The 11,638-nt window shown below is 71.3% G+C and carries 11 protein-coding genes and 1 pseudogene; 4 read left to right on the top strand and 8 right to left on the bottom strand.

The window, feature by feature from the left end:
• The first annotated feature begins 9 nt into the window (after positions 1-9).
• Together AB0C25_RS01625 and AB0C25_RS01620 are read left to right on the top strand one after the other, a co-directional pair.
• The gene (locus tag AB0C25_RS01625) at positions 10-1,644 is read left to right on the top strand and encodes a glycoside hydrolase family 13 protein (protein WP_357368473.1); all 1,635 of its coding nucleotides are present in this window, start codon (positions 10-12) and stop codon (positions 1,642-1,644) included.
• 206 nt (positions 1,645-1,850) lie between these two features.
• Complete coding sequence (locus AB0C25_RS01620; RefSeq protein ID WP_357368471.1) at positions 1,851-2,222, top strand: VOC family protein; 372 nt, start codon at positions 1,851-1,853, stop codon at positions 2,220-2,222.
• Positions 2,223-2,233: 11 nt separating this feature from the next.
• On the opposite strand, the gene AB0C25_RS01615 is transcribed toward AB0C25_RS01620, so the two are convergent.
• The 7 genes and pseudogenes from AB0C25_RS01615 to AB0C25_RS01585 all read right to left on the bottom strand — a co-directional run.
• On the bottom strand, positions 2,234-2,671 hold the full coding sequence (locus tag AB0C25_RS01615; RefSeq protein WP_357368469.1) for a hypothetical protein: 438 nt from the start codon (positions 2,669-2,671) through the stop codon (positions 2,234-2,236).
• A 110-nt stretch (positions 2,672-2,781) separates the two neighbouring features.
• Positions 2,782-3,426: a hypothetical protein gene (locus tag AB0C25_RS01610; protein WP_357368467.1), complete on the bottom strand. Its 645-nt coding sequence runs from the start codon at positions 3,424-3,426 to the stop codon at positions 2,782-2,784.
• A gap of 187 nt (positions 3,427-3,613) precedes the next feature.
• On the bottom strand, positions 3,614-3,982 hold the full coding sequence (locus AB0C25_RS01605) for a GntR family transcriptional regulator (RefSeq protein WP_357368465.1): 369 nt from the start codon (positions 3,980-3,982) through the stop codon (positions 3,614-3,616).
• Between the two features lie 17 nt (positions 3,983-3,999).
• Positions 4,000-4,926 carry a YhjD/YihY/BrkB family envelope integrity protein gene (locus AB0C25_RS01600; RefSeq protein WP_357368463.1) on the bottom strand — a complete coding sequence of 309 codons (927 nt, stop codon included), beginning with the start codon at positions 4,924-4,926 and terminating at the stop codon, positions 4,000-4,002.
• A 79-nt stretch (positions 4,927-5,005) separates the two neighbouring features.
• A complete protein-coding gene (locus AB0C25_RS01595) occupies positions 5,006-5,587 on the bottom strand; it encodes a 2'-5' RNA ligase family protein (RefSeq protein WP_357368461.1) in 582 nt (193 codons plus the stop codon).
• Positions 5,588-5,600: 13 nt separating this feature from the next.
• Positions 5,601-6,626 (bottom strand): tryptophan--tRNA ligase, encoded by a 1,026-nt coding sequence (gene trpS / locus AB0C25_RS01590; protein ID WP_357368459.1) that lies wholly within the window; start codon positions 6,624-6,626, stop codon positions 5,601-5,603.
• A 204-nt stretch (positions 6,627-6,830) separates the two neighbouring features.
• Positions 6,831-7,808 (bottom strand): annotated as a pseudogene (locus tag AB0C25_RS01585) (hemolysin family protein); the annotation flags it as partial.
• Between the two features lie 249 nt (positions 7,809-8,057).
• On the opposite strand from AB0C25_RS01585, the gene galE reads away from it, so the two are divergent.
• Both galE and galK read left to right on the top strand, forming a co-directional pair.
• Positions 8,058-8,990, top strand: a complete 933-nt coding sequence (gene galE, locus AB0C25_RS01580) for a UDP-glucose 4-epimerase GalE (protein WP_357369018.1) — start codon at positions 8,058-8,060, stop codon at positions 8,988-8,990.
• Positions 8,987-10,156, top strand: a complete 1,170-nt coding sequence (galK, locus tag AB0C25_RS01575; protein WP_357368457.1) for a galactokinase — start codon at positions 8,987-8,989, stop codon at positions 10,154-10,156. The genes galE and galK overlap by 4 nt, the downstream gene beginning before the upstream one ends.
• A gap of 166 nt (positions 10,157-10,322) precedes the next feature.
• Here the strand turns inward: galK and AB0C25_RS01570 are convergent, their stop codons facing one another.
• Positions 10,323-11,636, bottom strand: a complete 1,314-nt coding sequence (locus AB0C25_RS01570; protein WP_357369016.1) for a GTP-binding protein — start codon at positions 11,634-11,636, stop codon at positions 10,323-10,325.
• Between the last annotated feature and the right edge of the window lie 2 nt (positions 11,637-11,638).

Genomic DNA, 11,638 nt, shown 5'->3' with positions numbered 1-11,638 from the left:
ATTGCTCCGATGATCAGCACCGCCACCCCGCCCCACACCGATGATCTCTACTGGTGGCGCTCCGCGGTCGTCTACCAGGTGTACGTCCGCAGCTTCGCCGACAGCGACGGCGACGGCACCGGCGATCTCCAGGGCATTCGGCAACGCCTGCCGTACCTGCGCGACCTCGGGGTGGACGCGCTCTGGCTGACCCCCTTCTACACCTCCCCGATGATCGACGGCGGGTACGACGTCGCCGACTACCGGGACGTCGACCCGATGTTCGGCACCCTCGCCGACTTCGACGCGATGATCACCGACGCGCACGCCCTCGGACTGCGGATCATCGTCGACCTGGTGCCCAACCACACCTCCCACGCGCACCCGTGGTTCACCGCCGCCCTCGCCGCCGGCCCCGGCTCGCCGGAGCGGACCCGCTACCTCTTCGCCGAGGGCCGGGGCGCACACGGCGAACTGCCCCCGAACGACTGGGAGAGCATCTTCGGCGGCCCCGCCTGGTCCCGGGTCGCGGACGGCCAGTGGTACCTGCACCTGTTCGACCCCGCCCAGCCGGACCTGAACTGGCGTCACCCGGAGGTCCGCGCCGAATTCGAGGACGTGCTGCGGTTCTGGCTGGACCGGGGCGTGGACGGATTCCGCGTCGACGTGGCGCACGGCATGATCAAGGCCGAGGGGCTGCCGGACGTCGGCTTCAGCACGACGACCACCGGCCAGCGCCAGGTCGAGCTGCTCGGCAAGGGCCGGCTCCCCTACTTCGACCAGGACGAGGTGCACGAGATCTACCGTGCCTGGCGACCCATCCTGGACAGCTACCCCGGGGGTCGGATGGCGGTCGCCGAGGCGTGGGCCGAGACGCCCCAGCGCCTGGCGCGCTACATCGGTCCGAACGAGTTGCACCAGGCGTTCAGCTTCGACTTCCTCGACGCCACCTGGTCGGCCGACTCGTTCCGCAAGGTGATCGACACGGCACTGGCCGAGGCGAGCGTGGTCGGGGCACCGACCACCTGGGTGCTGTCCAACCACGACAAGCAGCGGCACGTCACCCGCTACGGCGACGGCGTCGAAGGGCTGCGCCGGGCCCGCGCCGCCAGCCTGCTGATGCTGGCCCTGCCCGGCTGCGCCTACCTGTACCAGGGCGAGGAACTGGGCCTGCCGGAGGTCCTCGACCTCCCGGACGAGCTGCGCCAGGACCCGGCGTTCCTGCGCACCGGCGAGAGCCGCGACGGCTGCCGGGTGCCCATCCCGTGGAGCGGCGAGCTGGCCCCGTACGGCTTCGGCCCGGACGGCAGCGAGCTGAGCTGGCTGCCCGCCCCGGCAACCTGGCGCGCCCTGTCCGTGAGCGCGCAGACCGGCGTGCCCGGCTCGACGTTGGAGCTGTACCGGGCCGCGCTGCGGATCCGCCACCAGCACCCGGCGTTGGCCGACGAGGCCGACGGGATCACCTGGCTGGAGAGCGAGCCGGGAGTGCTGGCCTTCGCCCGCACCGTCGGCGACGACACACTGATCTGCGTGGTAAACCTCAGCGGCACACCGGTCAAGATCGACGGGTACGGTCAGCCGCTCGTCGCCAGCGACGCGCTCACCGGACCGGGCGGCGACCACCTGCTGCCGATTGACTCGGCTGCCTGGTTACAACGGCGCTGATCGGGTAACAACCACTCGACCTGGTCGTTCGTTGTGCCCCGCGCCGACGGGCGGCTGGGCTACCGACCCCTTGTGGTGGGGGGTGAGGTGTCACCGGCGCCACGCGGAGTTCGCTCCGCGTGGCGCCGGTGTCCGTGCGCCGCCGGTGGTGTGGCGCGCAACCGTCGTGGGTACCGCATCGGGCACCGTCACTACGGAGGTGACCGATGAGGGTACGGATCGCGCAGTGCACGCTCGACGTCGAGGATCTGGACGTGATGGTCGCGTTCTGGTCCGCGGCGCTCGGCTACGAGGTCGAACAGGGCGACGACGGCAGCGCCCTGCTCTGGCCGCCGGAGCAGACGCCGGGCGCCGCGCCCACCGTGTGGTTGCAGGGCTCGGGCACCGCCAAGCGGGGCAAGAACCGGCTGCATCTCGACCTGGTCGCGGACGCGGACCCCGAGACCGAGGTACGACGGCTGCTGAGCCTCGGTGCACGGCACGTCGACGTCGGGCAGACCGGGACCGAAGGGTTCACCGTGCTCGCCGACCCGGAGGGCAACGAGTTCTGCGTGCTGGACGGTCCGCCGACCCGCTGACGGCCCCGCAGTCACTTCGCGGTGAGCAGCGCCGCGATCCGGGTGAAACCGTCGCGGACCTCGGCCTCGTCCGGCGGCTCGGCGGGCGCACCGTGACCGGCCTCGTCGGCGGCGGCGTCCAACTCCTCGTCGATCACGTCCTCGAAGTCGCCGTACAGATCGGCGCCCTCGACCTGGCGGGCCTCGTCCTCGGCGGCGACCTGCGCGGCGGCGATCTCACTGCGGATCTCGTCGGCGGACAGCGCCGGCAGCAACGGCTCCACCACCGCCATCAGTTGCTCCTCGGCCACCACCGCCTCGGCCAGCGCCAACGCGTGCGGCCGCTCGTACGGCCCGCAGACCACCGGCTCCCACTCGTCGAGGTCACCGAGCGGACCGAAGGTGATGATCCAGGGCAGCCCGAGGAGCGGCGAGTCGGCCGGCAGGTCCAGTGTCATGAGTGCGCCCACCGGCTCATCATGGTCCGCGAACGCGAGCGTCGGCGGCTTTCGGCTCAGTTTCCGCCCGTCCGGTGGGCGGTCGGCGACGGTCAGCCGGCCTGACGAGGTGTCACGCGGAATCAGCGTGCGAACAACTTGAGTGCGAAGGTCGTGTCGGAGTTGTGGACGGCCTGCAGTTCGTAGCCGGAGGTCCGCCGGGACTCAAGATTCGGGACGGAGAAATCCACGCCGATCAGCCAGTCGAGCACTACGCTGCGCTCCTTCGCCGCGAGCGCCGGGCCGATGCAACCGTCGACCAGCGTCTGCAGCAACGGCCGCCGCACGGCATCACGCAGCTTCACGCGGCAGAGGATCTGGGCCACCTCGTCGCGGCGGTCCTTCGAGGGCTGACCGACCGCCGCCGACAGTTGGCCCTGCTTGCCTGGCAGGGTCACCCGGATGATGTGCAGCGCGCCGTCCACCGTGACCGGGACCGGCCACCGCTTCGCCCAGGCATCCGTGACCTTGTCCAGTGTCAAGCCGGGGAAGACCTCGAACACTTTGGTGGGGGCGACGGTCGGGGCCCGACCGGGCAGCGGTTCGCCCAAGACGTCCAGCGGACTAGCGAAGCGTGTCGGGGGTCCGTCCGTGTCTCGCGGCACCACGACGGCCGCCAGCGCACCCAGCACCAGCACCAGGGCAGGCACCGCCAGCAGGAGCCATCTTCTCGGCGTCGTCCTGCGGTCCACCGGAACTAATCCGGCATCCCGTCCGGTCTCGTTCACTGGGCTCCCCGTGTCATTGCTCAAGCGGCAGCAGCGCCACCACTCGCCGCAGGCGGCGATGAACGCTACCCAGAGGTGGCACAGGGGTCAATATCGGCCCCGGCCCGGAGGCGCCCGGCCAACGGCGAGATCTGCTGGTGGCACGGAAACGCGAGCTTCGGCGACGGAGCGTCTCTCCGTCCTCGTCTCAGTCGTGCCGGGTGGCGTCGACGGCAGCGCGGACGAGAGCGACAGCACGGTCCGGGGGGACAGCCAGCCGCCGTGCCTCGGCGGCGTACTCGACGGCAACCCGGTGTAGCCGGTCGACGGCGTCGTCCCGGCCGGGGGCGACGAACGTGCCGTTGCGTCCCCGGGTCTCCAACAGTCCCGCCGCCTCCAACTCCCGGTACGCCCGAGCCACCGTGTTCGCGGCCAGCCCGAGGTCGGCGGCGAGCTGCCGGACGGTGGGCAGTCGACACCCGACCGGCAGCCGACCGTCGCCGACCATCTCGGCGAGTTGCCCCCTGACCTGCTCGTACGGGGGCACCGACGAGTCCGCGTCGACCGAGATCAGCATCTGTACACCTTCCGTCCTCAGCTCGCACCGCCTGGCGTACCGGGATCGGTGTCGTCGTCGACCACACCCGCCGGGGCGGCGGCCTCCGCCAGGTCCACGACCCGCCCGTTCCTGCTGGTGGCGAGGAGCGCGGCACCGAAGAGCACCAGTTGGTTGAGCAGATAGAGGTAGAGCAGCAGACCGACGGCGCCGGCCACCACCGTGTACGCCGGATTCCGCTCGGTACGCACCACGTAGTACCGCCCCACCGTGTTCAACAGGGTGATCCCGACGGCCACCAACAGCACCACCGGGCGCAGCCGGGACCGGCTCATCCGCAGCCGGGGCACCGCGAGGAGCAACGCGGTGGCGAGGACCGCGTTGACGAGCACGCTGAGCACCGCGCTGATCGTGGTGAGACCCACCGACCCGGTGCTGCGCAGCAGGAAACGCAGAAACGACTCCAGCGCGTCCACCGCCGCGACCGAGAGGCCGAGCAGCACGAAGATGCCGATCATCACGCCCAGGTCGACCAACCGCCGCATCACCAGATTGCCTGGCTGCTGGTTGAGGTCGTACATCAGCCGCTGCGAGGACCGGATGGCCTCCACCCAGCCGATGCCGGTGAAGACCAGGATGACCAGGCCGACCACACCGACCGTGCCGCTGGAGTTGGCGATCTGATCGGCGTCCAGGAAGGGCAGGTTCTCCTTGAGGAAGTCGGCCGCCGCCGCGCTGACGTCGTCGTTGTCCTCCAGGATCGCACCGAAGATGGAGAACGCGACAAGGGCGAGGGCGAACACCGCGAAGAAGCCGTAGTAGGCGATCGCGGCGGCCAGCCGCCCGGCCAGCACCTCGCCGTACAGGGTGCCGGCGCGCCACACGTGATCGAAGAGCCCCGACCGGTGGCGCGCGGCGCTCACCCAGCGGTCGATGCCCGCTTCGATCCAGCCGATCACGTTCACGCGATCATCCTCGCCGATCTCCCACCGCCGTAGTGGCAACCGGCTTCCGATGCGCACCGACCGGCGCGTCGCCGACGGTTCAGGTGCCGAGGCGGAAGTCCCGACGCGGCTGCCACCGGGCCTCCCCGCTGTGCGAGAAGAGGGTGAACGCGTCGACCTCGAACATCGCGGAGAAGTCGGCCAGATCCTCGTACACCCGGTCCAGTGTCTCCGGTGCCACGTCCTGCGCCACGGTGACGTGCGGATGGTACGGGAAGCGGGCCTTGCGGTGTAGGTCCGGCGTCGAGGTGATGGCGGCGGCCAGCAACTCACACTCGCTGATGCCGGCGGCCACCGCGACGAACACCACCTGGGTGACCGGACGGAACGTACCGGTGCCCCGCAGGTGCAGCGCGAACGGCAGGTGCGTGGCGGCGACGGCGGCCAGGTGCCGCTCTACGGCGGGCAGGCTCGTCGTCCGGATCTCGGTCGGCCCGAGCAACGTCACGTGCGCGGGCACCGCGAGTGGGTCGCCGGCCTCGACCCGGCGCCGGGTGAGCTGGGCCCCCCAGGGCTCGGGAATGTCCACCGCGATGCCGATCTGGATGGTGTCGCCGGTCGGCGGCACCCCGCCACTGCGATCCACGCTTCGCGCCGCCCCTCCGGCCACCGACCCGTTCATCTGTCCCGCGGAGCTACTCGCCGCGCACGGGCGGGAAGAACCCGACCCGCTCGTACGTGGACCTTAGGGTCTCCGCCGCCACCGCGCGGGCCTTCTCCGCGCCGGCGGCGAGCAGCTTGTCCAACTGCGCCGGGTCGTCGAGGTAGGCGCGGGTGCGCTCCTGGACCGGACGGACGAACTCCGCCACCACCTCGGCCAACTCCTTCTTCAGGTCGCCGTAGCCGCGGCCGGCGAACGCGGCCACCAACTCGTCGATGCCGCGGCCACTGAGCGCCGAGTGGATGGTCAGCAGATTGGATACCCCCGGCTTCGTCTCGGCGTCGAAGACGATCTCCCGACCGGTGTCCGTGACCGCCGACCGGATCTTCTTCGCGGACCGCGCCGGATCGTCCAACAGGTCGATGATGCCAGCGGGCGAGGACGACGACTTCGACATCTTCGCCGTCGGGTCCTGCAGGTCGGTGATCTTCGCGGTGTCCTTGACGATGTGCGGGGCGGGCACCGTGAACGTCGGGCCGAACAGCGAGTTGAACCGCTGGGCCAGATCCCGGGACAGCTCCAGGTGCTGGCGCTGGTCCTCGCCGACCGGCACCGCGTTGGCCTGGTAGAGCAGGATGTCGGCGGCCTGCAGGACCGGGTAGGTGAACAGCCCGACGCTGGCCCGCTCGTTGCCCTGCTTCTGCGACTTGTCCTTGAACTGGGTCATCCGGCTGGCCTCGCCGAAGCCGGTGATGCAGCCGAGCACCCAGGCCAGCTGCGGGTGCTCGGGCACCTGCGACTGCACGAACAGGGTGCTGCGCTCCGGGTCGAGCCCGACCGCGAAGAGCTGGGCGGCGGCCACCCGCGTCCGTTGCCGCAACAGGGCCGGGTCGTGCCCCGCGGTGATGGCGTGCAGGTCCACCACGCAGTAGAACGCGTCGTGGGTTTCCTGCAACGCCACCCAGTGCCGCACCGCGCCCAGATAGTTGCCGAGGTGGAACGAGTCGGCCGTCGGCTGGATGCCGGAGAAGACGCGGGGACGGGCGGGTACGTCGGACATGGCGATAATTCTGTCAGCAAGCAACCGGGTGCGTCATGACGGGCCGGCGGGTCGGCCGCGGCCCGCCGGTGTCGGGCTGCTGACCTCGGGTGACGCGCCCGGACCGACCCGGCGCGTCGGCTCGGCCGGCAACCCGTGGCGCTGCCCGGCCACCGTCTCCCGCGCCGGCCCGACACGGTGCTCGCGACGCTGCTCGGTGTCCCGCTCGCGGCGCTGCTGCTCCGGCACCCGGACGGCGGAGACCGCGAGCCGGGCCACCCGCCGGCCGTCCAGCGCGAGGACCCGCAGCAGCCAGCCGCCCGGGGGAGCGGCCGGATCCGGCCCGCCGACGTCGGCCGACTCACCGGACACCGACACCTCGTCGCCGGTCACCGGGAGCCGACCCAGCGCCGCCATCACGAACCCGCCGACCGTCTCGTACGGCCCGGCGGGTAACGCCACCCCGGTCCGTTCGGCGAAGTCGGCGAGGTTGAGGCGGCCGTCCACCACGGCCGGCAGGCCGGTGTGCACCGGGTCCGACGTGGTGTCGTACTCGTCGCGGATCTCGCCGATCACCTCCTCGATGAGGTCCTCCAGCGTGACGATGCCGGCGGTGCCGCCGTACTCGTCGACGACCACCGCCAGGTGCTGGCCTTCCCGGCGCATCTCGGTAAGCGCGGGTAGCACCCGTTTGCTCCCGGGAAGTCGCTTCACCTCCCGGGCCAGTTCGCCGACGGTGGCACACGGATCGGCGTCCGGCCGCAGCAGCACGTCCCGGAGGTGCACGAAGCCGACCACGTCGTCGTGGGTGCCGTCGGTGACCGGGTAACGGGTGTGCGTTTCGGCGCGGACCAGCCGGGCGGCCTCGGCGATGGTGAGCCGCGCCGGAAGGAAGACGACCTCGGTGCGCGGCATCATCACCTCGCGGATCAGGCTGGCGCCGGCCACCAGGACCTCGTCGATGATCCGCCGTTCGTCCGGGTCGAGCACGGTGTTCGCCGCGACCAGGTCCCGCAACTCGGCCTCGGTGATGCGCTCCCGGCCGGCCGCCGGTCCGGCGCCGAGCAGGTCGGTGACGAGTCGGGAGGCGCCGTCGGCGGTGCGGACCAGCACGCGGGCGACGGCTCGGGCGAGCGGCCCGGGGTCGCGGCGGGGCCGCACCCGCACGCGTCGCCGGAGCCCGGTACGGGCCGCTTCCCGCATGACAGAGATGGTAGACACCGTTCGCTCACCGCACCGGGGATCGGGCCGAGCGGATCGCATATGTTCGGGTCTGTTTAATCATGAGAGTTTATGATGGAATGAGGATGGCGGTGCCGTCGGTACGGGCACCGAGCGCCCCCCTAGGGTGATCAGCGAAGGCCCCGTCCCGGGCGGGCCAGGCAGGAGGCAAACGACGTGAAACTGCTCGTCACCGGGGGGGCCGGCTTCATCGGCAGCGTAGTGACCCGGATGCTGCTCGACGCGGGTCACGAGGTGGTCGTCCTGGACGACCTGCGCACCGGGCACCGCGAGGCACTCGCCCCGGACGCGACCCACGTCGAGGCGTCCATCCACGACGCCGCCCGCGTCCTCACCGCCGACGCCGGCTTCGACGGGGTGCTGCACTTCGCGGCCCTGATCGCCGCCGGCGAGTCGATGGTCAAGCCGGAGCTGTACTGGCAGAACAACACCGTCGGCACACTCGCCCTGATCGACGCGGTCCGGGCCGCCGGGGTGCCCCGCATGGTCTTCTCCTCCACCGCCGCCGTCTACGGCAACCCCACCGAGCTGCCGATTCCGGAGAGCGCGGTCAAGGCACCCACCAACACGTACGGCGCCACCAAGCTCGCCGCCGACATGGTGCTCACCTCCGAGACGATCGCGCACGGGCTGGCCGCCGTGTCGCTGCGCTACTTCAACGTGGCGGGCGCCCACCTCGACGGCGACGTCGCGCTCGGGGAACGACACGACCCGGAGACGCACCTGATCCCGATCGCGCTGGAGGTCGCCGCCGGCCGGCGGCAGAAGCTCCAGCTCTTCGGCGACGACTACCCCACCCTGGACGGCACCTGCGTCCGCGACTACATCCACGTCGCCGACCTGGCCCGCGCGCACCTGCTGGCGCTGGGGGCGGCCACCAGCGGGCAACACCGGATCTACAACCTGGGCAACGGCAACGGCTTCACCAACCGCCAGGTCGTCGACGTGGTCCGCGAGGTCACCGGGCACCCGCTGCCGGTCGAGGTGGCCCCGCGCCGCGAGGGTGACCCGGCCGAGCTGGTCGCCTCCTCCGCGTTGGCCCGCGACGAGCTGGGCTGGGTGCCGCAGAAGCCGACCCTGCACGACATGGTCGGTGACGCCTGGGCCTTCTACCGCACGTACATCCTGGAGCAGCAGCCGTGACCGACCCCACGCGCGCCGTGGAAGACCGGGCCGCCGCCGGCTTCACCACACGGTACGGCGGCCAGGCCGCCGGCCGCTGGGCGGCTCCCGGTCGGGTCAACCTGATCGGCGAGCACACCGACTACAACGAGGGGTTCGTGCTGCCCTTCGCGCTGCCGTTGCGTACGGTCGTCGCCGCCGACCGGCAGGACGCGGAGCAGTGGACGGTCTGGTCCGAGCTCTCCGACGAGACGATCACCTTCGGGGCGGACGACGTCGCCGAGGCGGGTCGGGTGACCGGCTGGGGCGCGTACGTCGCCGGGGTGGTCTGGGCGCTGCGCGAGGCCGGTCACCGAGTTCCGGGCGCACGGCTGGCCATCGCCTCCGACGTACCGCTGGGCTCCGGGCTCTCCTCCTCGGCCGCACTGGAGTCGGCGGTGCTGGCCGCCCTGCTCGATCTGGGCGGGCTGGAGCTGCCCGCGGAACTACAGCCCCGGGTGGCGCAGCGGGCGGAGAACGTCTACGTGGGCGCTCCGACCGGGATCATGGATCAGTCCGCCGTGATCCGCTGCCGTGCCGGGCACGCCCTGTTCCTGGACTGCCGCGACGAGTCGGTCGAGCAGATCCCGTTCGACCTGGACGCCGCCGGGCTGGCGGTGCTGGTGATCGACAGTCGGGCGCCGCACCGGCACGCCGACGGTGAGTACGCTGCCCGCCGCCGCTCCTGCGAGGCCGGGGCCAGCGCGCTCGGCGTCCCCGCGCTGCGGGATGTGGGCGTCGACCAGCTCGACACCGCGCTGGCCCAGCTCGACGACGAGGAAACCCGGCGACGGGTCCGGCACGTCGTCACCGAGGACCAACGCGTACTGGACACGGTGGCGCTGCTGCGCGCGGCCCGGGTGCGCGACATCGGCCCACTGCTCACCGCGTCGCACGTCTCCATGCGCGACGACTTCGAGATCACCGTGCCGGAGATCGACACGGCGGTCGAGGCGGCATTGGCGGCCGGCGCGCTGGGCGCCCGGATGACCGGCGGCGGCTTCGGCGGCTGCGTCCTGGCCCTGATCGAGGCCGACCGCGCCGACGAGGTCACCGCCGCCGTCGAGGCCGCCTACGCCGAGCGAGGTTTCACCGCCCCCGGCACCGTGACGGTCCTCCCCTCCCCCGGCGCCACTCGCCTGCCGTGACCGTGGGTCGGTGACCGTGGGTCGGTGACCGTGGGTCGGTGACCGTGGGTCGGTGACCGTGGGTCGGTGGTCGTGCTCGAACATGGAAGTAGTGGCCTCGCCCAGTGGGTGAGGCCACTACTTCGTGGATCGAGCGCGATCTTGCCGGAAGCCGGTCGGGGCCGGCTCAGGTGGCTTCGACGATCATGGCGGCGCCCACCGTGCGGTTGGTGGCCTCGTCGATGATGACGAAACCTCCGGTGGTGCGGTTGCGCCGGTACTCGTCGGCGAGCAGCGGCACCGTCGTCCGCAGCCGCACCCGGCCGATCTCGTTGAGCCGCAGCTCGTCGGCCGACTCGTCGCGGTGCAGCGAATTGATGTCCAACCGGTAGTGCAGCCCACGCACGATCGCCCGCGCCGACCGGGTGGTGTGCTTGATCGCGTACCGACCGCCGACCCGCAGGGGGGCCGTCTCGTCCATCCAGCAGACCATCGCCTCGATGTCCTGGGCCACCGCGGGCGCGTTGTTCGGCCGGCAGATCAGGTCACCCCGGGAGATGTCGATCTCGTCGGCCAGCCGTACCGTCACCGACATCGGCGGGAACGCCTCCGCGACCGGCCCGTCGGCGGTCTCCACGGCGGCGATCCGGCTGGTGAAGCCGGACGGCAGCACCATCACCTCGTCACCCGGCTTGAGCACGCCGGAGGCCACCTGACCGGCGTAGCCGCGGTAGTCGGTGACCGTGGTGGACTGCGGACGGATCACGTACTGCACCGGGAACCGGACGTCGACCAGGTTGCGGTCGCTGGCGATGTGCACCCGCTCCAGGTGGTGCAGCAGCGACGGACCCTCGTACCAGGGCATGTTCTCGGAGCGGGTGACGATGTTGTCGCCGCGCAGCGCGGAGACCGGCACCACGGTCAGGTCCGGTACGTCGAGCTTCGCGGCGAACGCGGTGAACTCGTCGGCGATCCGCTCGTAGACCTCCTGCGACCAGTCCACCAGGTCCATCTTGTTGACACAGAGGACCAGGTGCGGCACCCGCAGCAGCGAGCACAGGAACGCGTGCCGGCGGGACTGCTCGACCAGGCCCTTGCGGGCGTCCACCAGGATCAACGCCAGGTCGGCGGTCGATGCCCCGGTGACCATGTTGCGGGTGTACTGGATGTGCCCCGGGGTGTCGGCGATGATGAACTTGCGGCGCGGGGTGGCGAAGTACCGGTACGCCACGTCGATGGTGATGCCCTGCTCCCGTTCGGCCCGCAGACCGTCGGTGAGCAGTGCCAGGTTCGTGTACTCGTCACCGCGGGCCGCGCTGACCGCCTCCACCGCGGCCAACTGGTCGGTGAAGAGCGACTTGGTGTCGTAGAGCAGTCGACCGATCAGTGTCGACTTGCCGTCGTCCACGCTGCCGGCGGTCGCGAAGCGCAGCAGGTCCATCGCCCGGGCCTCCGGCCCGGCCCCGGTAACAGCCCGGGCCTCCGCATTCGCGGACGCCATGA

Origin of the sequence: Micromonospora sp. NPDC048839 (assembly GCF_040649915.1) — a bacterium.
Taxonomy (GTDB): domain Bacteria; phylum Actinomycetota; class Actinomycetes; order Mycobacteriales; family Micromonosporaceae; genus Micromonospora.
This window is presented reverse-complemented; position numbering and strand designations above follow the sequence as displayed.

Coding starts and splice junctions, on each gene's coding strand:
- AB0C25_RS01595 (WP_357368461.1), bottom strand. CDS start 5,587: ATGAACGGGTCGGTGGCCGGAGGGGCGGCGCGAAGCGTGGATCGCAGT.
- AB0C25_RS01605 (WP_357368465.1), bottom strand. CDS start 3,982: ATGCTGATCTCGGTCGACGCGGACTCGTCGGTGCCCCCGTACGAGCAG.
- galE (WP_357369018.1), top strand. CDS start 8,058: ATGCTGCTCGACGCGGGTCACGAGGTGGTCGTCCTGGACGACCTGCGC.
- AB0C25_RS01625 (WP_357368473.1), top strand. CDS start 10: ATGATCAGCACCGCCACCCCGCCCCACACCGATGATCTCTACTGGTGG.
- trpS (WP_357368459.1), bottom strand. CDS start 6,626: ATGTCCGACGTACCCGCCCGTCCCCGCGTCTTCTCCGGCATCCAGCCG.
- AB0C25_RS01570 (WP_357369016.1), bottom strand. CDS start 11,636: ATGGCGTCCGCGAATGCGGAGGCCCGGGCTGTTACCGGGGCCGGGCCG.
- AB0C25_RS01620 (WP_357368471.1), top strand. CDS start 1,851: ATGAGGGTACGGATCGCGCAGTGCACGCTCGACGTCGAGGATCTGGAC.